The following is a 21,845-nucleotide window of genomic DNA, read 5'->3' as shown; positions in this document are numbered from 1 at the left end:
GAGGCGAAGAGGATCGGAATAGAGCGTTTCATCGACTGCGAATCAGACTGAATGGCCCGGTCGGGCCCAGGTTATAGCCAAGGTCATGAAGTGTCAGACCACCGCCAGCACACAAGTTGCACTCCCTTGGTCGGCGCCTGCGACTAAGCTTGCAGACGAACGGATGCTGGCGGTCCGGTCAGAAATTCTCCGGTTCAGGGCAAGCTGGTATCATGCGCGCCTTTTGCCGGTCACAAGAAAAGGCGCACGGCCCACCTGGGCATGCACCTTGCTTTTCCCGGCCAGAACGATAACGGCGCAAGAGCGTCACGGGGAGCCAAACATGCTGGAAAAGCTGTTCCAACTCAAGGCGCACAACACCAATGTGCGCACTGAGATCCTGGCGGGTATCACTACCTTCCTGACCATGGCCTACATCCTTTTCGTCAACCCGAGCATCCTCGGCGAAACGGGCATGGATAAAGGCGCGATCTTCGTTGCCACCTGCCTGGCCGCGGCCATCGGCTCGGCGGTGATGGGCCTGATCGCCAACTACCCGATCGCCCTGGCTCCCGGCATGGGCCTGAACGCCTTCTTCACCTACACCGTGGTCCTGCACATGGGCCACACCTGGCAGGTGGCGCTTGGCGCAGTGTTCCTCTCCGCGTGCATGTTCTTCATCATTTCGATCTTCCGCATCCGCGAGTGGATCATCAACAGCATCCCCCTGGCGCTACGTTCGGCAATCGCCGCCGGCATCGGCCTGTTCCTCGCGCTGATCGCGCTGAAGGAATCGGGCATCGTCGTCGCCAACCAGGCCACCCTGGTGGGCATGGGTGACCTGGCCAAGCCGGCACCGCTGCTGGCGATCCTCGGGTTCATCCTGATCGTCGCCCTGGAAGCCCGCCGCGTGACCGGCGCGGTGATGATCGGCATCCTGGTGGTGACCTTCATCTCCATCGCCATCGGCGTCTCCCAGTTCGGTGGCGTTGTGTCGATGCCGCCGTCGCTGGCACCGACCTTCCTCCAGCTGGATATCAAGGGCGCCCTGGACATCGGCCTGTTCAGCGTGATCTTCGCCTTCCTCTTCGTCGACCTGTTCGACAACTCCGGCACCCTGATCGGCGTAGCCAAGCGCGCCGGCCTGATGGGCAAGGACGGGCACATGCCGAAGATGGGCCGCGCCCTGATCGCCGACAGCTCCGCCGCCATGGTCGGCTCGCTGCTGGGCACCTCCACCACCACCAGCTACATCGAGTCGGCGGCGGGCGTTTCCGCCGGCGGCCGTACCGGCCTGACCGCCATCGTGGTCGCCTTGTTGTTCCTGCTGGCACTGTTCTTCGCCCCGCTGGCGGGCAACGTGCCGGCCTTCGCCACCGCGCCGGCGCTGTTCTTCGTCGCCGTGCTGATGGCCTCGGGCCTGGCCGAGATCGACTGGGACGACCTGACCGTCGCGGCCCCCGTGGTGGTGACCGCTCTGGCCATGCCGCTGACCTTCTCCATCGCCAACGGCATCGCCTTCGGCTTCATCACCTGGACCGCCTGCAAGCTGCTGGCCGGCCGCTTCCGCGAGCTGAACCCGGCGCTGGTGATCCTGTCGATCCTGTTCGTGATCAAGCTGGGCTGGTTCAACGCCTGATTTTCTCTTTCGCGGCATGGGTATCGCTGCGCCCCCCCTCCTACAAGCGACACCGAAGTAGGAGGGCGCGGAGCGCAGCGATACCCATCAACTGCCGCCGACCCACACGAGTTACCCGCCCCATGAGCAGTCCGCGCTTCGATCCCTCTCAATACGACACCCAACTGGCCGACAAGACCACGCGCCTGCGCGAACTGCTGGCGCCTTTCGCCGCGCCGGAACCTGCGGTGTTCGATTCGCCCCGCGAGCATTACCGCCTGCGCGCCGAGTTCCGCCTGTGGCGCGAGGGCGAGGCTCGCCACTACGCGATGTTCGAGCAGGGGGACAAGCACACGCCGATCCTGATCGAGGCATTCCCCATCGCCAGCCAGCGCATCAACGAACTCATGCCGCGCCTGAAGGCCGCCTGGGCCGAGCCGACGCTGGGCCACAAGCTGTTCCAGGTGGAGTTCCTCACCACCCTGGCGGGCGACGCAATGATCACCCTCTGCTACCACCGCCCGGTGGACGCGACCTGGCAGGCTGCCGCCGAAAAGCTGGCCGCCGAACTGGGCGTGAGCATCGTCGGTCGCTCCCGTGGCAAGCGTCTGGTAGTCGGCCGTGACTACGTGAACGAAGAGTTGACCGTCGCCGGCCGCACCTTCCGCTACCGCCAGCCGGAGGGCGCCTTCACCCAGCCCAACGGCGAGGTCTGCCAGAAGATGCTCAACTGGGCGTACGAAGCCCTGGGCCAGCGCGAAGACGACCTGCTGGAGCTGTACTGCGGCAACGGCAACTTCACCCTGCCGCTGGCCACCCGCGTGCGCAAGGTACTGGCCACCGAGATCAGCAAGACCTCGGTGAACGCCGCCCTGGCCAACCTGGCCGACAACGCCGTGGACAACGTGACCCTGGTGCGCCTCTCCGCCGAGGAACTGACCCAGGCGCTGAATGACGTGCGCCCGTTCCGCCGCCTGGCCGACGTCGACCTGAAGTCCTACGAGTTCGGCAGCGTGTTCGTCGACCCGCCGCGCGCCGGCATGGACCCGGACACCTGTGAGCTGACCCGGCGCTTCGACAACATCCTGTACATCTCCTGCAACCCGGAGACCCTGGCACAGAATATCGCCCAGCTGCACGACACCCACAAGGTCAGCCGCTGCGCCCTGTTCGACCAGTTCCCCTACACGCACCACATGGAAGCCGGTGTACTGCTGACCCGTCGCTGAGGCCTGGTCGCCCAATTGGCTGGCGCCCAACCAAGGGTTGGGCGGCGCGCCGCTGCAGGGCGGCTAACCTTGCGGGACAATGACCAGAGGCACGTCCATGTCCCGCCTGATCCTTCCCCTGCTCTGCCTGCTGCTGAGCGCTTGCGCCGGCAGCGATCCCGCCAATGTCAACGTCTCCCCCGCCGCCACCGGCCGGCAAAGCACCTTCTTCGTCCAGGCCGTGCGCGCACAGGGCCACCGCGAGGACCTGGAGGATCGCTTCGATCTCGCCGTGCGCCGCGCGCTGGAAGCCAAGGGCTATCGATTTCAGGAAGGTTCAGGAGAGCTTCGGGTGATCTACGCCGTCGGCCTGGATAGCCAGACCGGCATCGTCCAGCGCCCGGTGGTGACCAGCGCGGGTGTCATGACCCAGACGCAGATCACCGATCAGGAACAGGCGCGCCTGGCGCTGCAGATTCTCGACGAGACGACCGGACAGGTGCTCTATCAGGCGCAGGTAGCGCGCCAGTTGCACGATCCGAAGATCACCCAGCAGGCCGTGGACGAAGGCATCGCCCGCCTGCTCAGGGATTTCCCCGCGCACCAATGACCGGGACGGGGCAATGAGGATCAGCCGAAGTTCGACGGCGACTTGCGAACGAACTTGATGCTGTACTTGAAGTCGGCCTTGCGCGTGACGCTGATGGCGCGGCGGGTGACGGTATCGATGGTGATGTTCCAGTTGCCGGTGCTGGGCACCTTGATCTTGGCCGGGAAGCGGTCGAACGCGCCGCCGTGGTAAACGTGGCGACCGCCGTTCTTGAAGCTGCGGAAGGCAGCGTCAGTCATCAGGCGGATGTTGCAGGTCATGGAGCACTCGATGACGACCAGGTCGCCTTCGTTCAGGTGCTCCCGTTGATGTACGAACTTCATGCTGGCTCCGCCTTGCTTCTACCGCGAAATCAATACGATAGCACGACAGCGGGGCACCTTCGCCTGGCCTCGGCATTCCATGGCGCCCGCTCATCGGCAGTGCTACCGCGGCTTGAGCCGGTCGCCGCTGACGGCCACCTGCTGACCCACCTGGAATTCGGCGTTGGGCGAGCGCACGGTGCGCTCATAGCCCTGGGCGTCCCGCACGACATAGGAGTGCCCGCTGCTACCAGTGGCCTCCTGGGCTTCGGCGCCGCCGAAGGCACCCACGGCGGCACCGACCAACGCGCCAACCGGCCCGCCCAGCGCACCGCCCAGCAGCACGCCGGAGCCGGCACCGAAACCACCACCGACGGTATTGTCGGGCACCTCGGAAATGACTTCGTCCGCCAGGGCCGACGCACACAGCAGCATGCTGCACAACGCAATAACTTCACGCATGGGTTTCTCCATTGAATCTTGAAAGGGCCGCTAGACCATTTCAGGATTCGTGCCAGATAGAAACCCGATTAAATTCAATCACTTAATAAATAAAGAGGTTCAAATGACCGCAAGACAAGGCGGTCTGAATGACTTCATAAAAGGTACAAATAACCCGAACTCACAAGCCTTCGAAATCCGCCTTGCGCGCTTCCGGCTCTTCTTCCTCGCGCACCACTACCTGACGCTGGCGCTGGCGCGACTGCCGCTCCAACCAATAGAGGGCGAAGATCGCCAATGCCGAGATCACCCCGCGATAGACCACACCGGCCAGTTGCGCGTCCCACTCCATGCCGCCCTCGGTCCAGGCGATCAGCAGGCGCGACAGCGTCAGGGTCAACTGCACCAGGATCACCAGAATCAGCGCCGGGCGCACCAGCCGGCGACGGCGCAGGGCAAACACAAGGAACAGCGCGAGGGCGAATTGGTGGCCGCCGTAGAACACGCGGGCGTCGCTCACCGAGGACGGCTCCATCAGCAGCATCCCGCTGAGGTTGGCCATCTCATAAGGTCGAATCCAGTAGAGCAGTCCCAAGCCACCCCAGACCAGGGCCTGGAGGAGCAGGACGAGACGGGCGAAGAGCATCCGATTTCTCCTTGGCCATGCAGCCATTGCCGAGCGTCCACCCCTGCGACAGGGAGTCGCGGACGCACCACCGATCAGCTAAAGACCCCGCACGGCGCAGCAAGTTCGACGCCCGCGTCATATGGGGAAACAAACGGCGGGTGGGGGCTGGAGGGGCTCGGGAGTATGCTCGGTCGCGTCCGAACTTCTAAGGCTCCAACCATGCGCATCCTGTTTCTGCTCACCGCCCTTGTCGCCGGCGCCGCCCAGGCCGCCGAGCCGCTGACCATTGACGTGCACCGCGATGCCAACTGCAGCTGCTGCAAGGACTGGATCAAGCACCTGGAAAGCAACGGCTTCACCGTCAACGACCACGTCGAGGCGGACATGAGTGCCGTGAAGACCAAACTTGGCGTGCCATACAGCATGGGCTCGTGCCACACCGGCGTGATCGACGGCAAGTTCGTCGAAGGCCACGTGCCGGCGGCCGATGTGCTCAAGCTGCGCGAGCGCGCCGACCTGGTCGGCGCTGCCGTACCGGGCATGCCGACGGGCTCGCCGGGCATGGAGATGGGCGACCAGCACGACGCCTACCAGGTCGTCGGCCTGAACAAGGCCGGCCAGCGTGAAGTGCTGGCCGATTATCCCGCCCACTGACACGCGCACTGAGGCTTTCCCTCACCCCTGAGCGTTGGTGCGCCGGCGCGCGGGGCACTCTCCAGGTTCCCACGCGGCAACGCTCCGCGAGCAGGATGGGGTGGGGGACTCCAAAACGAAAAGGGCGGCCAGTTGGCCGCCCTCTTCGTTTATCCACGCCGTGTCACTCGGCCTTGGCCGGCAACAGGCCGTCGGCTCTAAACATCGCCTTGATCCCGCGCACGGCCTGGCGCAGGCGGTCGCGGTTCTCGATCAAGGCAAAGCGTACGTGGTCGTCGCCATAGTCGCCGAAGCCGATACCCGGCGACACCGAAACCTTGGCGTCCTTGAGCAGCTTCTTGGCGAACTCCAGCGAGCCCAGGTGCGCATAGGGTTCGGGAATCTTCGCCCAGATGTACATGGAGGCCTTGGGATTCTCCACCCTCCAGCCGGCTTCGTGCAGGCCCTTCACCAACACGTCGCGGCGCTTCTGGTACTGCTCGGCGATGTCGCGCACGCACTGCTGGTCGCCTTCCAGTGCGGCGATGGCCGCCACCTGCAGCGGGGTGAAGGTGCCGTAGTCGTGGTAGCTCTTGATCCGCGCCAGCGCCGAGACCAGCTCCGGGTTGCCGACCATGAAGCCGATGCGCCAGCCAGCCATGTTGTAGCTCTTGGACAGGGTGAAGAACTCCACCGCAATGTCCTTGGCGCCGGGCACCTGCATGATCGACGGGGCCTTCCAGCCATCGAAGGTGATGTCCGCGTACGCGAGGTCATGCACCACCAGCACGTCGTAACGCTTGGCGAGCTCCACCACGCGCTCGAAGAAGTCCAGCTCCACGCACTGCGCGGTGGGGTTGGAGGGGAAGCCGAGGATCATCATCTTCGGCTTGGGAATCGACTCGCGGATCGCCCGCTCCAGCTCGTTGAAGAAATCGATCCCTGGCACCAGCGGCACCGAGCGCACCTGGGCGCCGGCGATCACCGCGCCATAGATGTGGATCGGGTAGCTGGGGTTGGGCACCAGGATGGTGTCACCGTGGTCCAGGGTGGCCAGCATCAGGTGCGCCAGGCCTTCCTTGGAGCCGATGGTGACGATGGCTTCGGATTCCGGGTCGATCTCCACTTCGTAGCGGTCGCGGTACCAGTGCGAGATGGCGCGGCGCAGGCGCGGAATGCCACGGGACGTGGAGTAGCCGTGGGTGTCTTCGCGCTGGGCGACCTGGCAGAGTTTCTCGACGATGTGCGGCGGCGTGGCCCCGTCCGGGTTGCCCATGGACAGGTCGATGATGTCCTCGCCACGGCGGCGGGCGGCCATCTTCAGTTCGGCGGTGATGTTGAAGACGTAGGGGGGCAGGCGATCGATGCGCGCAAAGCGACGAGCTGAACGGGGTTCAGTCATGGTGTCCTCTGATGAACGTAGGCGCCCGGAACCGTCCGAGCGACGCCGGCCACTGCGGTGGCCTGGAAAGCGCGGCGCTGTGACCTGCGCTTTCTTGTCGGCGAACATATAGCTCGCTAGGCTGGCTGTCGAGTTTTTCTTTGCGCCGCTCAAGGGCGGCATCTGGAGGCCCATGTCCGCGCAACAGTACTGGCAGCTCGATGTCTTCGCCGACCAACCGCTCACCGGCAATGGCCTGGCGGTGTTCCCCGACGCCCGCGGCATTCCCGATCAGACCCTGTTGGCACTGACCCAGGAATTGCGCCAGTTCGAGTCGATCTTCCTGTTCCCTTCCGCTGAGCTGGATACTTATTCGGCGCGCATCTTCACCGTCGAGGAGGAACTGCCCTTCGCCGGCCATCCGGTGCTGGGCGCCGCCGCGCTGCTGCACCACCTGCACCAGCGCGGCGAGGAAGAACACTGGACGCTGGAGCTGCCGGCCAAGGCCGTGAAAGTTGCCACGCGTCGGCGTGGCACGGGTTTCCACGCCGAGATGAATCAGGGGATCGCCGACTTTGGCAGCGTGCTCGACGACGACGCACGCCGCTGGTTCGCCGAGGCCTTCTCGCTGAGCGCCAGCGACCTCGCCGACTACCCCGCCGCCGTGGTCAGCACCGGCCTGCCCTACCTGCTGCTGCCAGTGCGCAGCGAAGCGCTGGGCCGCGTGCGCCAGCGCACGGATCTGGCAGCCGAGCTGGCCAAACTCAACGCCGCCTTCGTTTTCGTGCTGGATGTGGATAATCGCGAGGGCCGCACCTGGGACGGCGCCGGGATCATCGAGGATGTCGCCACTGGCAGCGCCGCCGGCCCCGTCGCCGCCTACCTGGTGGAATTGGGCAAGGCGCGCCGCGGCGAGCTGTTCCACCTGGCCCAGGGCCGCTTTGCCGGGCGTCCCAGCCGACTGGATGTGCAGGTCGGCCAGGACGACGAAGTCCGCGTCGGCGGCGATGTGCAATTGCTCGCCCGCGCCGAGCTGCTGCACCGCTTCGCCTGACGACCGGGCTGGCGGCCAGCGCCACCCGAGACAACACTGAACCCACCTGTTCGATGGAGATGCCGCCATGCAATGGCGCAAAGGACGACGCAGCGACAATGTAGTGGATGCCCGCGATGACAGCGGCGGTGGTGGCATGGGCGGTGGCGGAGGCATGCGCATCGGCGGCCGCGGCCTGAGCCTGGGCGGCGTGGCCATCGTGGTGGTGATCGGCCTGCTCTCCGGGCAGGACCCGATGACCATCCTCGGCTCGCTGCTCGGCCAGATGGACGTCTCCCAGCAGCAGGCGCCGAGCCGCCCGGTGCAGGGCAAGCCGGCTACCGGCGCCGACCCGCAGGTGGACTTCGTCCGCTCGATCCTCGGCGATACAGAAGACACCTGGGGCGAGATCTTCGCCCGCAGCAACCAGCAATACGAGCAGCCCAAGCTGATCCTGTTCAACGGCGGAGTGAACTCGGCCTGCGGCTTCGCCTCCTCGGCGGTCGGCCCGTTCTACTGCCCGGGCGACCACCGCGTGTACCTCGACCTTGGCTTCTTCCGCGAGATGGAACAGAAGTTCGCCGCCGCCGGCGACTTCGCCCAGGCCTACGTGATCGCCCACGAAGTCGGGCACCACGTGCAGAACCTGCTGGGCATCTCCGCCAAGATCAACGCCGCCCGCCAGCGCGGCGCACGCATGGAGGGCGCCAACGGCCTGTCGGTACGCCAGGAACTTCAGGCCGACTGCTTTGCCGGGGTCTGGGCCAACCACGCCCAGCAGCGCCTGAACTGGCTGGAGCCGGGCGATGTGGAAGAGGCGCTGAACGCCGCCAACGCCATCGGCGACGACCACCTGCAGCGCCAGGCGCGCGGCACGGTGATGCCTGACTCCTTCACCCACGGCTCGTCCCAGCAGCGCGTGCGCTGGTTCAAGCTCGGTTTCGAAAGCGGCGCGCCGGGCAAGTGCGATACCTTCAAGGCGCAGACGCTGTAACGTCGTTATCGGGTTCGCGAGCAAGCTCGCTCCTACGAACAGCGCCCCAGCACCGGGTGTGACTGTGGGAGCGTGGGGGGCGCCTGGTTCTTGCTCGCGAACCGCCAGCTGCACTGTCCTACAGATAACGGCTGAGCAGGCCCAGGAAGTACACCGGGTCCACCGGCTTGACCAGGAAATCCAGCACGCTCAGCCGCAGCGACTCGATCACCTCACGTACGTCGGGCTGGCCTGAGAGGACGATGATCGGCAGGAAGGTGCCAACCTCGTTCAGTTCCCGGATCAGCGACAGCCCCGCGCCCTCCTGCTCCATGCAGAGGTCGATCACCAGCAGGTCGATGTCCGACTCGTCCCGGCGGATGCGCCGCAAGGCTTCAGCGGCACTGCCGGCGGTCAGGCAGTGGAAGTCCGCGCCCTCGATCAGCTCGCGCATCTCGGCCAGCACTGCCCGGTCATCATCGACGACCAACACCACCGGCTTGCGCGGCGCTCGCGCGGTGACTTCGCGCAGGGCTTCGAGCTCCTCCTCATCGAGGACGACAGGACTGATCATGAACACCACACCGCCAATAGAGGCCTGATGCCATTAGCGTAGATGGCAACTAGCCTTTATTCGCCGATGCCCGAATAAAAAAGGGCCGCAACGAGTGCGGCCCTGGAAATACGCCGGCAGGGCCAGCGTCGTGGGATATCAGCCAGCCTTGGCCAGGCCGGCCTGGCCAAGGCGCTCGGTAATCTCGCCGAGGATGGCCGGGTCGTCGATGGTGGAAGGCGGCACGTAGCTCTCGCCGTCGGCGATCTTGCGCAATACGGCGCGCAGGATCTTGCCCGAGCGCGTCTTCGGCAGCCGTTTGACCACCACCGCCCGCTGGAAGCAGGCCAGCGCGCCGATGCGCTCGCGCACCAGCGCCACCAGCTCGCGCTGCAGGTTGGCCTCGGTCGCCTGCGCGCCGTCCTTGAGCACCACCAGTCCCAGCGGCACATGGCCCTTGAGGTCATCCTGCACGGCAATCACCGCGCACTCGGCGACAGCCTCGTGCAACGCCAGCAACTCCTCCATCTCGCCGGTGGAAAGGCGGTGGCCGGAGACGTTAATCACGTCGTCGGTGCGACCCATGATGAAGACGAAGCCCTCCTCGTCGACATAGCCGCCGTCGCCGGTGTGGTAGTAGCCGGGATAGGTCTTCAGGTACGCCTGCAGGTAGCGCGGGTGGTCATTCCATAGCGTCTGCGCGCAGCCGGGCGGCAACGGCAGGGCGATGACGATGGAGCCCTGCTCGTTGGGGCCCAGCAGCCGGCCTTCGTCGTCCACCACCTGCACGTGATAGCCGGGCACCGCGCGGTTGGTGGAGCCAGCGCGCAGGTCGTGGTCGCCCAGGCCGGCACAGGGCGCGGTCACCGGCCAGCCGGTCTCGGTCTGCCACCAGTGGTCGTGCACCGGCTTGCCGGTAAGCTCCTCCAGCCAGTGCTGGGTACTGCTGTCGAGCTTCTCGCCGGCCAGGAACAGGTGCCGCAACGAGCTCAGGTCATGACGTTTGAGCTGTTCGCCTTGCGGGTCTTCCTTGCGGATCGCGCGGATCGCCGTCGGCGCGCAGAACAGGCTGTTGACCTTGTGCTCCTCGATCACCCGCCAGTAGCTGCCGGCGTCGGGCGTGCGCACCGGCTTGCCCTCGTAGAACACCGTGGTGCAGCCATTCATCAACGGACCGTAGACGATCAGCGAGTGCCCGACCACCCAGCCGACATCGGAAACGCCCCACCAGACATCCCCTGGCTGCAGGCCGAAGATGGTCGGCAGCGCGTAACTGAGCGCCACCGCGTGACCACCGTTGTCGCGCACGATGCCCTTGGGTTTACCGGTGGTGCCGGAGGTATACATGATGTACAGCGGGTCGCCGCTGGCCACCTCCACCGGGTCGACCGGTTGCGCGTGGGCCAGGCTCTCGCGCCAGTCCAGGTCGCGGCCGGCCTGCAGCTCGGCCATCGCCTGCGGGCGTTGCAGCACCAGCACGTGGGCCGGCTGGTGGCTGGCCAGCTCCAGGGCCTTGTCCACCAGCGGCTTGTATTCGATCACCCGCTCGAACTCCAGGCCGCAGGACGCGGTGAGCACCAGCTTGGGCTTGGCGTCATCGATACGCAGCGCCAGTTCGTGGGGCGCGAAGCCGCCGAAAACCACCGAGTGCACGGCGCCGAGCCGCGCGCAGGCCAGCATGGCCATGGCTGCCTGCGGCACCATCGGCATGTAGATGATCACCCCGTCACCCTTCTCCACGCCCAGCGCGCGCAGGACGCCGGCCAGCCGCGCGACTTCATCGCGCAGCTCCAGGTAGCTGAAGCGCTGCTGGATCTGGGTCACGGGGGAGTCGTAGATCAGCGCGGCCTGGTGGCCGCGGCCCAGTTCGATCTGCCGGTCGAGGGCCAGGTAGCAGGTGTTCAGGCGGCCATCGGCAAACCAGCGATGGCTGCCGTCAGGGAGGGCTTGCAGGATGTCCTGCGGGGCGTGGTACCAGGCCACGCGGCCGGCCTGCTCGGCCCAGAAGGCGGAAGGCTCCGCGATGGAGCGGTCGTGGGACTGCCGGTAACTCATCGTCTGTGCCTCTTATTGTTGTTATCGAGGTCGAACAACGAGTATGGACGGGGATCGCCACCCCACCATCAACCTTTGGTCGTAGTACCGGCAGGGCCGGTGCGCGATTGCTTTTCAGGATTTTTCAGCGAAGCGGGAGCGTTCTTCTCCACTGTCGCCTGGCGTGCTCTGGAACGGGGCCTGGGCGCCCCTCGGGAGCGAGGCCGCCGCGTGTCGGCGACCACAGGTCGCACCTACTACCGCCATAGGACAGGACTACACTGAGGGTCCCTTTTCACCTGACAGCGCAGGGGTGAGCACCGTGAACATCCTCGTCCGTCCGTCCAGTACCCGCAAAGACCAACCGTGGGAAGTCTGCCTCGACCAGCAGGCCGTGCGCTTCCGCAGCGAACTCGAGGCGCGCAGTTTCGTCGCTACTCTCGAAGCCCGCCTGAGGGCCCCGCACCAACTACCGGAACGGGTGCAGCGCGCCAGTTGATCAGGCCGCGCGTTCGCTGATCTGCCCGCTCAGCCAACCAAGTACCGCGGCGACCAGGCCGCAGACGGTGATGACCACCGCCATGGGCAGGGCCGAGCCGTCGTGCATGGCTCCGACCAGTGCGGAAGCGCCCGCCGCGACGGTGAACTGCAGGCTGCCCATCAGCGCCGACGCGCTCCCGGCATGCCGGCCCTGGCTGGCCATGGCGCAGGCCGCGGAGTTGGGCAGCAGGAAGCCCAGGCTGGCGATGGCGCCGAACAGCGGTACCAGCAGCGGCCACAGGTGCTCGGGCTTGGCCAGGGTAATCGCCAGCAGCGCAACGCCGCAGCCGAAGTACACCCACACTGCCCGACGCAGCCAGAACCCCGGCCCGCGATAGCGCAGCAGTCGCGTGTTGACTTGCGCCATCAGGATGAAGCCCGCCGCGTTGCTGCCGAAGATCCAGCCGTAGTGCTCGACCGGCACGCCGTAGAGTTTGATGAACACGAAGGGCGAGCCAGCGATGTAGGAGAACATCCCGGCGATGGCCACTCCGCCGGTGAGCGCGTAGGTGATGAAGGAGCGGTCGCGGAACAGCGCGCGGTACTGCTTCAGTGCGCCCCGCAGTGGCGGGCGCGGGCCAGCCGGGATGGTCTCCGGCAGCCACAGGGCAATCGCGCCACCGGCCAACGCGCTGAACACCGTCAGGGTATAGAAGATCGACTGCCAACCGGACAGGCTGAGCAGTAGCCCGCCGCCCAGCGGCGCGAGGATCGGCGCCAATCCCATCACCAGCATCAATTGCGAGAACGCCTTGGCAGCGGCGATCGGGTCGCACAGGTCCCGCACCACCGCCCGCGAGATGACCATCCCCGCGCAGCCACCGAGCGCCTGCACGAAGCGCGCGCCAATCAGCCATTCCAGGGTCGGCGCGAAAGCACAGGCCAGCGACGCCAGGGTGAAGATGCTCACCCCCAGCAGCAGCGGAATGCGCCGGCCAATGCGGTCGGCCAGCGGGCCATAGAGCAGTTGGCCGATGGCCAGGCCGGCGAAGTAGGCCGACAGGCTCAGTTGCACATGTTCGACATCGGTGCCGAAGGCCTGCGCCAGCGCCGGGAAGCTGGGCAGGTAGAAGTCGATGGCCATGGGCCCGAAGGCGCTCAGCGCGCCAAGGATCAGCAGGGTGCGGAGGTTCATGGATCACCTGGTCACACGCGCCCGCAAAAGGGCGGTTGAGACCGCGGGCAGGCTGGCGTGGATAACGGGTTGGCGCGCAAGAAGGCGCGGCGAAGCCATGCATTGTGGCGAGCGCCGGGAAATTAGCAAGCTCCCTAAGCAACTCCCGAAACAATGGGAGAAGTGGGTCCGGCCGCGCCGACCGGACCCGCTTTGACCTCAGGACTCGTGCGCGTGCTCTGCCTCGGGCTTGGCCTTGGCTTTGCGCCCGCTGACCTTGTCGGCCGCCGACTCCACCAGCATGTAGAACATCGGAATGAGGAAGGTCGCCAGCAGGGTCGCGGCGAGCATTCCGCCGATCACCCCGGTACCGATCGAGTGACGGCTCGCGGAGCCAGCGCCGGTACTGATGGCCAACGGCACGCAACCCAGGATGAAGGCCAGCGAGGTCATCACGATCGGACGGAAGCGCAGCTTGGCGGCTTCCAGCGCTGCTTCCACCGGGCCCATGCCCTGTTCTTCGCGGCACAGCACGGCGAACTCGATGATCAGGATGGCGTTCTTCGCCGCCAGACCGATCAGGGTCACCAGGCCGACCTGGAAGTACACGTCGTTATCCAGCCCGCGCAGCCAGATCGCCAAGATCGCGCCGAACACCGCGAAGGGCACTGCGGTGACCACCGCCAGCGGCAAGGTCCAGCGCTCGTACTGGGCCGCGAGGATGAGGAACACCAGGATCAGGCCGAAGATGAACGCGGTGCTGCCCGAGCCCTGGGTCGCCAGTTCCTGGTAGGCCGAGCCGATCCACGCCAGCGAGTAGTCCTCGCCCAGTACCTGGTCAGCCACTTCCTGCATCGCCGCCAATGCCTGGCCGGAGCTGTAGCCCGGCGCCGGGCCACCGAGCAGCTTGGCTGCCGGGAAGACGTTGAAGCGCGCGTAGGAGTCCGGGCCGAGGATGCGCTTGACCGACACCAGCGTGGTCAGCGGCACCAGATCGCCGGTGGACGAGCGCACGAAGACCTGGCTCAGGTCGTCCGGCTTGCGGCGGAACTCCGGCTCCGACTCCAGGGAGACCTGCCAGGTCCGCCCGTAGAGGGTGAAGTCGTTGACGTAGTAGCTGCCGAAAGTGGATTGCATGGCGGTGAATACATCATCGATGGCCACCCCCAGCGAGCGTGCCTTGGTGCGGTCCAGGTCGACGTAGTACTGCGGCACGTTGGCGTTGAAGGTGGTGTTGAGCCCCGCCAGTTCCGGGCGCTTGCCCGCGGCGGCGAGGAACTTCATGGTCACCTCTTCGAGCTGCGCGGAGGTGCCGCCACTGCGGTCCTGGATGTAGGCCTCGAAGCCGCCGGTGGTACTCATGCCGGTGATCGGCGGCGGGTTGAAGGACATCACCACGCCGTCTTTCTGGGCGCCGCCCATCTTCATGAACTCATGGGTCAGGTTGCGCGCATCCAGCTCGGGCGTGGTGCGTTCCTTCCAGTCCTTGAGCGTGACGAAGGACACCCCGGAGTTACTGCGGGTGCCGTAGGTGAGGATGTCGAAGCCGGCGAAGGTCACCACGTCGGCGACCGCCGGATGCTTCATCAGCTCCTGGGTCACATCGCCGGTCAGCTTCTCGGTGCGGCTCAGCGAGGCCGCCGGCGGCAGGACATAGGCGTTGAGTACATAGCCCTGGTCCTCGTCAGGCACCAGCGAGCCGGGCACCCGGCCGAACAGGATGATCAACAGGCCGATCATCCCGCCGAACAGCACCAGGCCCAGGGCCGCCCGCTTGAGGAAGAACTGCACACCCGCGCCGTAACCATTGGTGATGCGCTCGAAGGCGTTGTTGAACCAGCGGAACGGCGCCGCCGGCTCCTTGTGTCCGGGCTTGAGGATCAGCGCGCAGAGCGCTGGCGAGAGGGTCAGCGCGACGATGCCGGAAATCACCACCGACACCGCAATGGTGATCGCGAACTGCTTGTACATCTGGCCGGCCAGGCCACCGAGGAAGCCGACCGGGATGAACACCGCACAGAGCACCAGCACGATGGCGATGATCGGCCCGGTCACCTCCTCCATGGCCTTGATCGCGGCTTCCTTCGGGCCGAGTTTCTCGGTTCGCATCACCCGCTCGACGTTCTCCAGCACCACGATGGCGTCGTCCACCACGATGCCGATGGCCAGCACCATGCCGAACAGCGACAGCAGGTTGATGGAGAAGCCCATCAGGTACATGCCGGCGAAGGTGCCGACCAGCGACACCGGGATTGCCAGCACCGGGATCAGCGTGGCGCGGATGTTCTGCAGGAAGATGAAGACCACCACCATCACCAGGATCAGCGCCTCGACGAAGGTGTGGATCACTTCTTCGATGGAGACCTTCACGAAGGTCGTGGTGTCGTACGGGATCTTGTAGGTGATGCCCTGCGGGAAGCGCTTGGCCATGGCCTCCATGTGGTCACGCACGGCCTGGGCGGTGTCCAGCGCGTTCGCGCCCGGCTGCAGGTAGATGCCAAAGGCGGCGTTCTGCTGGCCGTTGAGCGAGGTGACCAAGGAATAGTCCTGCGCCCCCAACTCGACCCGCGCGACGTCCTTGAGCAACAGGCTGGCGCCGGTGGAGTCGCTGCGCAGGATGACGTTCTCGAACTCCTTGGGATCGGTGAAGCGGCCCTGCGCCGTGGCCATGTAGGTGAAATCCTGCGGCTCCTTCATCGGCTGCTGGCCGAAGCTGCCGGCGGCGAACTGCGAGTTCTGCTCACGGATCGCGTTGACCACGTCGGTGGGCGTCATGTTGTACTGCGCCAGCTTGTCCGGCCGCAGCCAGATGCGCATGGAGTAGTCCTTGGAGCCGAACTGGCTGACGTCGCCTACACCGGGGATCCGCTTGAGGTCGTCGATCACGTTGATCAGCGCGTAGTTGCTGATGAAGATCGGGTCGCGGGAGTTGTCCGGCGAGAACAGGGTCACCACCTGCAGGATGTCGGAGGATTTCTTCTCCACCTTCACGCCCTGCCGGCGTACTTCCTCGGGCAGCTTGGCGAGCGCCGCCTGCACCTTGTTGTTGACGTCGATGGTCGCCTGGTCGGGGTCGGTGCCTACCTCGAAGTACACGGTCAGGCTCATGGCGCCGCTGGCGTCGGAGTTGGACAGCTGGTAGATCATGCCCTCCACGCCGTTGATTTCCTGCTCCAGCGGAGCGGCCACGGTTTCGGCGATGACCTGGGAGCTGGCACCCGGATAGGACGCCGACACCGAGACTTCCGGTGGCACGATTTCCGGGTACTGGGCGATGGGTAGCGCACGCATGGACACGAGGCCGGCGAGCAGGATCACGATGGAAATCACCATCGCGAACACGGGACGTTCGATGAAGAAGCGCGAAATCACGATGGGCGCTCCTTAGGACTGAGCCTGGGCCTGGGCGGGTTGCGAGCTGCCCGCGGGCGACTCGCTGGCTTTCACTGGCTGGTCCGGACGGACCTTGAGGATGCCGTCGACGATCACATGGTCACCATCGTCCACGCCGGCATCAATGATCCAGCGCCCGTCCACGGTCTTGGAGGTGGTCACCTGGCGCACGCGGGCGAAGCTGTCCTTGTCCACCACGTAGACGAAGGTACCGCGCGGCCCCTGGGCCAGCGCGCGCTCGGGAAGGGTCACAGCGGCGCTCTGGGTGATGCCGGTGATCAGGATGCGCACGAACTGGCCGGGGATCAGCAGGTTGTGCGGGTTGGGCACCACGGCGCGGGCGTTGACCGTGCCGGTGCCGGTGTTGACGAAGCTGTCGGTGAAGTCGACGACGCCTTCGATGGGGTACTTGCTGCCGTCGCCAAAACGCAGCTCGGCGGTCAGCTTGCCGTCCTTGGGCAGGATGTAGCGGCCGCTCTTCACACCGTCGTTCATCTGCGTCGCCTGGGTGTCCGGATAGGCGAAGTTGACGTACACCGGGTCGAGCTGGGTGAGCTTGGTCAGCAGGCTGGAGTTCGGGTCGCTGGCCACCACCAGGCTACCTTCGGAGCGCACTTCCTTGCTCGCCATGCCGGAGATCGGCGCCGTCACCGTGGTGTAATTGAGGTCGATCTGCTTGGCCTGCACGTTGGCGCGGGCGGCCTCGACGTCGGCCTTGGCCTGTTCGAAATCGGAGGTGTAGCGGTCCAGCTCGCTTTCGCTGGCAAAGCCCTTGTTTTGCAACTCGCGGATACGCCGCAGGTCACGTTCGGTCTGCCGGTAGCGCGCCTGGGTCTGCGCCAGCGATCCCTTGGCCTGCCCCAACGCAGCCTGGTAGGGGCGCGGGTCGATGCGGAACAGCACCTGGCCTTCCTTCACCGGCCGGCCTTCCTCGTAAGTACGTCGCTGCAGGATGCCGCTGACCTGCGCACGAACTTCCACTTCGCGGTAGCCGGCGGTCCGCGCGGCATACTCGAAAGTCAGCGGAACCGGGGCGCTCTTGGCGATTTCGATGGTCACTGCCGGGGGAGGTGGCGCTGCCGAAGCGGGCTTGTCCTCTGCCTGGGCCCAGGTAGCGAACAAGACGGGCAACCCAACGACAGCAAGCGCGACGGGCAAACGGCGGGCAAACGGCATGTAACCTCTCCATGGAAATGACTGACGGCGGAACCCCGAGGGACGGCGACTGGGTGACGTTTACCTACACAAGTGTCTGTAAAGCACTGTTAGTGCAATAAAATCAGTAAACTGCCTGTCACCCAGTGATCCTAGCCTGTATACCACTAAGCGTCATGCGAAGAACTAAAGAAGATTCGGAACGAACTCGTCAGACCATTCTTGACTCGGCTGAAGGCCTTTTCTTTGCGAAAGGCGTCTCGAATACCAGCCTGGAAGAGATCGCTCGGGCCGCCGGCGTCACCCGCGGAGCGGTGTACTGGCACTTCCAGAACAAGGCGCACCTGTTCAACGACATGCTCAACCAGGTTCGCCTGCCACCCGAGCAACTGGCACAGCGGCTCTCCGGCTGTGACGGCCATGACCCGATCGAATCGCTGTTCCAGCTCAGCGTGGAAGTGGTCGAGAACCTCGCCCGCGACGAGCAGCGCCGGCGCATCCTCACCATCCTCCTGCAGCGGTGCGAGTTCACCGATGAACTGCGCGACGCCGAGGAGCGCCACAACCATTTCATCCGTCAATTCATCGAACTCTGCGAGCAACTGTTCAGCCGCGAGGATTGCCGCACACGGCTGATGCCCGGCGTTACACCCAAGGTGGCCTCGCGCGCAGTGCATGCGATGATTTTCGGCCTGCTCAGCGACTGGCTTCGCGACCCATGCCTGTTCGACCCGTTGCAGGAAACCCGCGGGCTGTTCGATGCAGTGTTCCGTGGCCTGGTACGCGACTGGCACGCAGCACAGGCGTAAGGGCCGGCAGGACGCCGGCCCGGAAGGGATGAAACCTCAGGCCGCCTCGGCCTCGTAGCCCTCCTCGCGAATCGCCGCGAGGATCGCGGGCTCCTCCAGCCGGCTGGCGACGCGGACTTCACCGGCGCCCAGGTCGACCTGCACGTCCGCCGCCGCGTCCAGCGCCTGTACCGCCTGGGTGATGGCCCGCACGCAGTGGCCGCAGCTCATGCCTTTGACATTGAAGGTGTGCATGGATCTCTCCTCTGATGGATTGAAGCGTTGGATGCAGTCTCGACCTTGCCACCGTGGCAAGGTCAAGCCTCTCGCGTTGCACTCGCCTTGCACTTGTCCTACGTCAGCCTCTCAGCCAAGCTGCGGAAATAGCTGACTCGTCGGAGAACGCCATGCGCCGTTCCCTTTTAATCGCCGCCGGCTTCGCCGTCGCCCTGCCCTTCGCCGGCCTGCCTTTGAGTGCCTGGGCCGATGGCATGCCCGAGGAGCCCTCGGCGCCGCCCGCGCCCACCTCCCCGGCCACGCCGCCGCCGAGCACGCCCGGCTCCTGGCCGGTGCCTGACGCCCAGCCGGTGGCCTACGCCGTGCTGATCGTCAGCCGCGAACGCGTGGACACCGGCACCGCCTGCGACATCGACCTCTATGTGCAGGACCAGAAGGTCTCGCGCCTGCAGCCCGAAGGCGAGATTGCCCTGAACCTGCCGCCTGGCGAAGTCTCCTTGCGCCTGCAGACCGCCAACTCCGGTCTCTGCCGCATCGGCATGGAGCCGCTGCGCGCGCAGTCGGTGCAATTGCGCGCCGGCGAGGTGCGCAAGTACCGCATCGCCAACAGCCAGAGCGGGCTGTACCTGATGCCCGTCTCCAGCGGCAGTTGATAGAAAGCCGGCAGCGGTTTCCCAGCCACGGTTCTGACCTGCGACAAGATGACAGCACACGAGGGTTGACCTTACCCTTGTGTCAAGGTTGATGCTGTCGGGGAACTTCAGGGAGACAGCCCCATGAGCAGCGCCAACCCCATCGAACTCGACCTGCCCGTTGCCGGGATGACCTGCGCCAGCTGCGCCGGCCGGGTCGAGCGCGCCCTGCGCAAAGTACCCGGCGTGCAGGACGCCAGCGTCAACCTCGCCAGCGAGCAGGCCCGCGTGCAGCTCGCCGCGCCCTCCAGCGGCGACACCCTGCCGGCGCTGGTCGCCGCCGTCGAACAGGCCGGCTACCAGGTCCCGGCCCACAGCCTGGAACTGAGCATCGAAGGCATGACCTGCGCCAGTTGTGTCGGCCGCGTCGAACGTGCCTTGAACAAGGTTCCCGGCGTGCGCTCGGCCAGCGTCAACCTGGCCAGCGAGCGCGCCCACGTCGAGCTGCTCGGCGCGGTGGGCGCCGCCACGCTGATCGCCGCCGTCGACAAGGCCGGCTACAAGGCGCGCCCCCTCGAACCCGACCAGCCCGCCGTGGACCCGGCCGTGGCCCGCCTGGCGCGCGAGCGCTGGTGGCTGGCCGCCGCCATTCTGCTGTCGCTACCGCTGGTGCTGCCAATGGTGGGCGACTGGTTCGGCCAGCACTGGATGCTGCCGGCCTGGGCGCAATTCGTTCTCGCCACGCCCGTGCAGTTCCTCATTGGTGCGCGCTTCTACGTCTCGTCCTACAAGGCCGTGCGCGCCCGCAGCGGCAACATGGACCTGCTGGTCGCCCTCGGCACCAGCGCCGGCTATGGCCTGAGCCTCTACCTCTGGTACGCCGCCGCCCCAGGGCAGATGCCGCACCTGTACTTCGAAGCCAGCGCCGTGGTCATCACCCTGATCCTGCTCGGCAAGTACCTGGAAAGCCGCGCCAAGCGCCAGACCGCTGCGGCCATCCGCGCCCTTGAGGCCCTGCGCCCCGAACGCGCCACCCGCGTGCGTGACGGTGTCGAAGAAGACGTCGCCATCGCCGAACTGCGCCTGGGTGACGAAGTGCTGGTGCGCCCCGGCGAGCGTTTCCCGGTGGACGGCGAAGTCCTCGCCGGGCAGAGCCATGCCGACGAAGCCCTGATTACGGGCGAGAGCCTGCCGGTGCCCAAGGATGTCGGCGACCCGGTCACTGGCGGCGCCATCAACGGCGAAGGCGTACTGCGCGTGAAGACCACCGCGCTGGGCGGCGAAACCGTACTGGCACGCATCATCCGCCTGGTGGAAGACGCCCAGGCAGCCAAGGCGCCGATCCAGAAGCTGGTGGACAAGGTCAGCAACGTATTCGTCCCGGTGGTGATCGGCATCGCCCTGGTCACCCTGGTCGGCTGGCTGCTCGCCGGCGCCGGCTGGGAGCACGCGCTGATCAACGCGGTGGCCGTGCTGGTCATCGCCTGCCCCTGCGCCCTCGGCCTCGCCACCCCGACCGCGATCATGGCCGGCACTGGCGTGGCGGCCAAGCACGGCATCCTGATCAAGGATGCCGAAGCCCTGGAAGTCGCCCACGCGGTCACCGCCGTGGCCTTCGACAAGACCGGCACCCTCACCTCCGGCCAGCCGCGCATCACCAACCTCGCGGCGAACGGCGACGAAGCCGAGGCCCTCGCCCTGGCCGGCGCCCTGCAACGCGGCAGCGAACACCCGCTGGCCCGCGCCGTGCTCGACGCCTGCGCCGAACGCAACCTGAACCCGTCCGCCGCCGACGCCACTCAGGCCCTCACCGGCCGGGGCATTCAGGGTCGCGTCGACGGCCACCTGCTGGCCCTGGGCAACCGCCGTATGCTCGACGAAGCCCAACTGCTGCCTGGCGCGCTAGCAGGTCAGGCCCAGCAATGGGAAGCCGAGGGCCGCACCCTGTCCTGGCTGATCGAGCGTGAACCGCAGGCCCGCGTACTGGCCTTGTTCGCCTTCGGCGACAGCCTCAAGGAAGGCGCGAAGACCACCATCGACGCCCTGCGCCAACGCGGCATCGCCAGCCACCTGATCACCGGCGACAACCGTGGCAGCGCCAAGGTCGTGGCCGACGCCCTGGGCCTGGACGACGTGCACGCCGAAGTGCTGCCCGGCGACAAGGCCGCCGTGGTCGGCGCGCTGCGCCAGCAAGGGAAAGTCGTGGCGATGGTCGGCGACGGCATCAACGACGCCCCGGCGCTGGCCGCGGCGGACGTGGGCATCGCCATGGGCGGCGGCACCGACGTGGCCATGCACGCCGCCGGCATCACCCTGATGCGCGGCGACCCACGGCTGGTGCCGGCGGCGCTGGATATCTCCCGGCGCACCTACGCGAAGATCCGCCAGAACCTGTTCTGGGCCTTCATCTATAACCTGGTGGGCATCCCGCTGGCCGCTTTCGGCCTGCTCAACCCCATGGTCGCCGGCGCGGCGATGGCCGCCTCCAGCGTCAGCGTGGTGAGCAACGCCCTGCTGCTCAAGCGCTGGAAACCGCAGGATCACGAGTAACGGTCATGCCCCGCTGCGGCGGGGCATTCATTCGAGAGGAATC

Annotated in this window: 20 protein-coding genes; 10 read left to right on the top strand and 10 right to left on the bottom strand. The window is 66.2% G+C overall.

Annotated features, from left to right (window positions below; genetic code table 11):
• The first annotated feature begins 322 nt into the window (after nucleotides 1-322).
• The 3 genes from CTR55_RS19620 (at nucleotide 323) to CTR55_RS19610 (ending at nucleotide 3,415) form a co-directional block, all read left to right on the top strand.
• Nucleotides 323-1,618, top strand: coding sequence for an NCS2 family permease (locus CTR55_RS19620; RefSeq protein WP_296288585.1), 1,296 nt, complete (start codon nucleotides 323-325; stop codon nucleotides 1,616-1,618).
• Between the two features lie 122 nt (nucleotides 1,619-1,740).
• The gene (trmA, locus tag CTR55_RS19615; RefSeq protein ID WP_296288583.1) at nucleotides 1,741-2,826 is read left to right on the top strand and encodes a tRNA (uridine(54)-C5)-methyltransferase TrmA; all 1,086 of its coding nucleotides are present in this window, start codon (nucleotides 1,741-1,743) and stop codon (nucleotides 2,824-2,826) included.
• A gap of 97 nt (nucleotides 2,827-2,923) precedes the next feature.
• Nucleotides 2,924-3,415: a DUF4136 domain-containing protein gene (locus tag CTR55_RS19610; RefSeq protein WP_296288582.1), complete on the top strand. Its 492-nt coding sequence runs from the start codon at nucleotides 2,924-2,926 to the stop codon at nucleotides 3,413-3,415.
• 20 nt (nucleotides 3,416-3,435) lie between these two features.
• Here the strand turns inward: CTR55_RS19610 and CTR55_RS19605 are convergent, their stop codons facing one another.
• The 3 genes from CTR55_RS19605 to CTR55_RS19595 all read right to left on the bottom strand — a co-directional run bounded on the left by CTR55_RS19605 (nucleotide 3,436) and on the right by CTR55_RS19595 (nucleotide 4,804).
• A complete protein-coding gene (locus CTR55_RS19605; RefSeq protein ID WP_169941934.1) occupies nucleotides 3,436-3,738 on the bottom strand; it encodes a DUF1883 domain-containing protein in 303 nt (100 codons plus the stop codon).
• A gap of 102 nt (nucleotides 3,739-3,840) precedes the next feature.
• Nucleotides 3,841-4,179 (bottom strand): hypothetical protein, encoded by a 339-nt coding sequence (locus tag CTR55_RS19600; RefSeq protein WP_296288579.1) that lies wholly within the window; start codon nucleotides 4,177-4,179, stop codon nucleotides 3,841-3,843.
• A gap of 160 nt (nucleotides 4,180-4,339) precedes the next feature.
• Nucleotides 4,340-4,804, bottom strand: a complete 465-nt coding sequence (locus CTR55_RS19595) for a DUF4345 family protein (RefSeq protein WP_296288578.1) — start codon at nucleotides 4,802-4,804, stop codon at nucleotides 4,340-4,342.
• Nucleotides 4,805-5,005: 201 nt separating this feature from the next.
• Here CTR55_RS19595 and CTR55_RS19590 point away from each other — a divergent pair, with 201 nt between their 5' ends.
• Nucleotides 5,006-5,440: a DUF411 domain-containing protein gene (locus CTR55_RS19590; protein WP_296288576.1), complete on the top strand. Its 435-nt coding sequence runs from the start codon at nucleotides 5,006-5,008 to the stop codon at nucleotides 5,438-5,440.
• Nucleotides 5,441-5,603: 163 nt separating this feature from the next.
• Here CTR55_RS19590 and alaC read toward each other — a convergent pair whose 3' ends face one another.
• Complete coding sequence (alaC, locus tag CTR55_RS19585) at nucleotides 5,604-6,821, bottom strand: alanine transaminase (protein WP_296288574.1); 1,218 nt, start codon at nucleotides 6,819-6,821, stop codon at nucleotides 5,604-5,606.
• Between the two features lie 172 nt (nucleotides 6,822-6,993).
• Here alaC and CTR55_RS19580 point away from each other — a divergent pair, with 172 nt between their 5' ends.
• Nucleotides 6,994-7,854, top strand: a complete 861-nt coding sequence (locus CTR55_RS19580; protein WP_296288572.1) for a PhzF family phenazine biosynthesis protein — start codon at nucleotides 6,994-6,996, stop codon at nucleotides 7,852-7,854.
• A gap of 67 nt (nucleotides 7,855-7,921) precedes the next feature.
• Entirely contained in the window at nucleotides 7,922-8,827 is a 906-nt protein-coding gene (locus CTR55_RS19575) for a neutral zinc metallopeptidase (RefSeq protein ID WP_296288570.1), read from the top strand.
• A gap of 118 nt (nucleotides 8,828-8,945) precedes the next feature.
• Here the strand turns inward: CTR55_RS19575 and CTR55_RS19570 are convergent, their stop codons facing one another.
• Together CTR55_RS19570 and CTR55_RS19565 are read right to left on the bottom strand one after the other, a co-directional pair.
• A complete protein-coding gene (locus CTR55_RS19570; protein ID WP_296288568.1) occupies nucleotides 8,946-9,380 on the bottom strand; it encodes a response regulator in 435 nt (144 codons plus the stop codon).
• Nucleotides 9,381-9,518: 138 nt separating this feature from the next.
• Entirely contained in the window at nucleotides 9,519-11,414 is a 1,896-nt protein-coding gene (locus tag CTR55_RS19565; protein WP_296288566.1) for a propionyl-CoA synthetase, read from the bottom strand.
• Nucleotides 11,415-11,715: 301 nt separating this feature from the next.
• Between CTR55_RS19565 and CTR55_RS19560 the strand changes: the two genes are divergently transcribed.
• A complete protein-coding gene (locus tag CTR55_RS19560; protein ID WP_296288564.1) occupies nucleotides 11,716-11,892 on the top strand; it encodes a hypothetical protein in 177 nt (58 codons plus the stop codon).
• Here CTR55_RS19560 and CTR55_RS19555 read toward each other — a convergent pair whose 3' ends face one another.
• The 3 genes from CTR55_RS19555 to CTR55_RS19545 form a co-directional block, all read right to left on the bottom strand.
• Nucleotides 11,893-13,068 carry a multidrug effflux MFS transporter gene (locus CTR55_RS19555; RefSeq protein ID WP_296288563.1) on the bottom strand — a complete coding sequence of 392 codons (1,176 nt, stop codon included), beginning with the start codon at nucleotides 13,066-13,068 and terminating at the stop codon, nucleotides 11,893-11,895.
• Between the two features lie 198 nt (nucleotides 13,069-13,266).
• Nucleotides 13,267-16,419: an efflux RND transporter permease subunit gene (locus tag CTR55_RS19550; RefSeq protein WP_296288561.1), complete on the bottom strand. Its 3,153-nt coding sequence runs from the start codon at nucleotides 16,417-16,419 to the stop codon at nucleotides 13,267-13,269.
• A gap of 12 nt (nucleotides 16,420-16,431) precedes the next feature.
• The gene (locus CTR55_RS19545; protein WP_296288559.1) at nucleotides 16,432-17,616 is read right to left on the bottom strand and encodes an efflux RND transporter periplasmic adaptor subunit; all 1,185 of its coding nucleotides are present in this window, start codon (nucleotides 17,614-17,616) and stop codon (nucleotides 16,432-16,434) included.
• Between the two features lie 155 nt (nucleotides 17,617-17,771).
• Between CTR55_RS19545 and CTR55_RS19540 the strand changes: the two genes are divergently transcribed.
• A complete protein-coding gene (locus CTR55_RS19540) occupies nucleotides 17,772-18,404 on the top strand; it encodes a TetR family transcriptional regulator (RefSeq protein ID WP_296288558.1) in 633 nt (210 codons plus the stop codon).
• Nucleotides 18,405-18,440: 36 nt separating this feature from the next.
• Here the strand turns inward: CTR55_RS19540 and CTR55_RS19535 are convergent, their stop codons facing one another.
• On the bottom strand, nucleotides 18,441-18,638 hold the full coding sequence (locus CTR55_RS19535; RefSeq protein ID WP_296288556.1) for a cation transporter: 198 nt from the start codon (nucleotides 18,636-18,638) through the stop codon (nucleotides 18,441-18,443).
• A gap of 152 nt (nucleotides 18,639-18,790) precedes the next feature.
• Here CTR55_RS19535 and CTR55_RS19530 point away from each other — a divergent pair, with 152 nt between their 5' ends.
• Nucleotides 18,791-19,273: a hypothetical protein gene (locus tag CTR55_RS19530; RefSeq protein ID WP_296288553.1), complete on the top strand. Its 483-nt coding sequence runs from the start codon at nucleotides 18,791-18,793 to the stop codon at nucleotides 19,271-19,273.
• A gap of 123 nt (nucleotides 19,274-19,396) precedes the next feature.
• On the top strand, nucleotides 19,397-21,802 hold the full coding sequence (locus CTR55_RS19525) for a heavy metal translocating P-type ATPase (protein WP_296288551.1): 2,406 nt from the start codon (nucleotides 19,397-19,399) through the stop codon (nucleotides 21,800-21,802).
• The last annotated feature ends 43 nt before the right edge of the window (nucleotides 21,803-21,845 follow it).

This window comes from Pseudomonas sp., assembly GCF_002796985.1.
Classification (GTDB): Bacteria; Pseudomonadota; Gammaproteobacteria; order Pseudomonadales; family Pseudomonadaceae; genus Pseudomonas.
Note: the sequence above shows the minus strand (reverse complement) of the source record. Positions and strands in the feature narration are given on the sequence as shown.

Excerpts from the sequence above, each read along its gene's own strand:
- CTR55_RS19540 (WP_296288558.1), top strand. The coding sequence starts at position 17,772 with ATGCGAAGAACTAAAGAAGATTCGGAACGAACTCGTCAGACCATTCTT.
- CTR55_RS19605 (WP_169941934.1), bottom strand. The coding sequence starts at position 3,738 with ATGAAGTTCGTACATCAACGGGAGCACCTGAACGAAGGCGACCTGGTC.
- CTR55_RS19535 (WP_296288556.1), bottom strand. The coding sequence starts at position 18,638 with ATGCACACCTTCAATGTCAAAGGCATGAGCTGCGGCCACTGCGTGCGG.
- CTR55_RS19525 (WP_296288551.1), top strand. The coding sequence starts at position 19,397 with ATGAGCAGCGCCAACCCCATCGAACTCGACCTGCCCGTTGCCGGGATG.
- CTR55_RS19575 (WP_296288570.1), top strand. The coding sequence starts at position 7,922 with ATGCAATGGCGCAAAGGACGACGCAGCGACAATGTAGTGGATGCCCGC.
- CTR55_RS19530 (WP_296288553.1), top strand. The coding sequence starts at position 18,791 with ATGCGCCGTTCCCTTTTAATCGCCGCCGGCTTCGCCGTCGCCCTGCCC.
- alaC (WP_296288574.1), bottom strand. The coding sequence starts at position 6,821 with ATGACTGAACCCCGTTCAGCTCGTCGCTTTGCGCGCATCGATCGCCTG.
- CTR55_RS19555 (WP_296288563.1), bottom strand. The coding sequence starts at position 13,068 with ATGAACCTCCGCACCCTGCTGATCCTTGGCGCGCTGAGCGCCTTCGGG.
- CTR55_RS19610 (WP_296288582.1), top strand. The coding sequence starts at position 2,924 with ATGTCCCGCCTGATCCTTCCCCTGCTCTGCCTGCTGCTGAGCGCTTGC.
- CTR55_RS19580 (WP_296288572.1), top strand. The coding sequence starts at position 6,994 with ATGTCCGCGCAACAGTACTGGCAGCTCGATGTCTTCGCCGACCAACCG.
- CTR55_RS19565 (WP_296288566.1), bottom strand. The coding sequence starts at position 11,414 with ATGAGTTACCGGCAGTCCCACGACCGCTCCATCGCGGAGCCTTCCGCC.
- CTR55_RS19545 (WP_296288559.1), bottom strand. The coding sequence starts at position 17,616 with ATGCCGTTTGCCCGCCGTTTGCCCGTCGCGCTTGCTGTCGTTGGGTTG.
- CTR55_RS19595 (WP_296288578.1), bottom strand. The coding sequence starts at position 4,804 with ATGCTCTTCGCCCGTCTCGTCCTGCTCCTCCAGGCCCTGGTCTGGGGT.
- CTR55_RS19570 (WP_296288568.1), bottom strand. The coding sequence starts at position 9,380 with ATGATCAGTCCTGTCGTCCTCGATGAGGAGGAGCTCGAAGCCCTGCGC.
- CTR55_RS19620 (WP_296288585.1), top strand. The coding sequence starts at position 323 with ATGCTGGAAAAGCTGTTCCAACTCAAGGCGCACAACACCAATGTGCGC.
- CTR55_RS19590 (WP_296288576.1), top strand. The coding sequence starts at position 5,006 with ATGCGCATCCTGTTTCTGCTCACCGCCCTTGTCGCCGGCGCCGCCCAG.
- CTR55_RS19600 (WP_296288579.1), bottom strand. The coding sequence starts at position 4,179 with ATGCGTGAAGTTATTGCGTTGTGCAGCATGCTGCTGTGTGCGTCGGCC.
- trmA (WP_296288583.1), top strand. The coding sequence starts at position 1,741 with ATGAGCAGTCCGCGCTTCGATCCCTCTCAATACGACACCCAACTGGCC.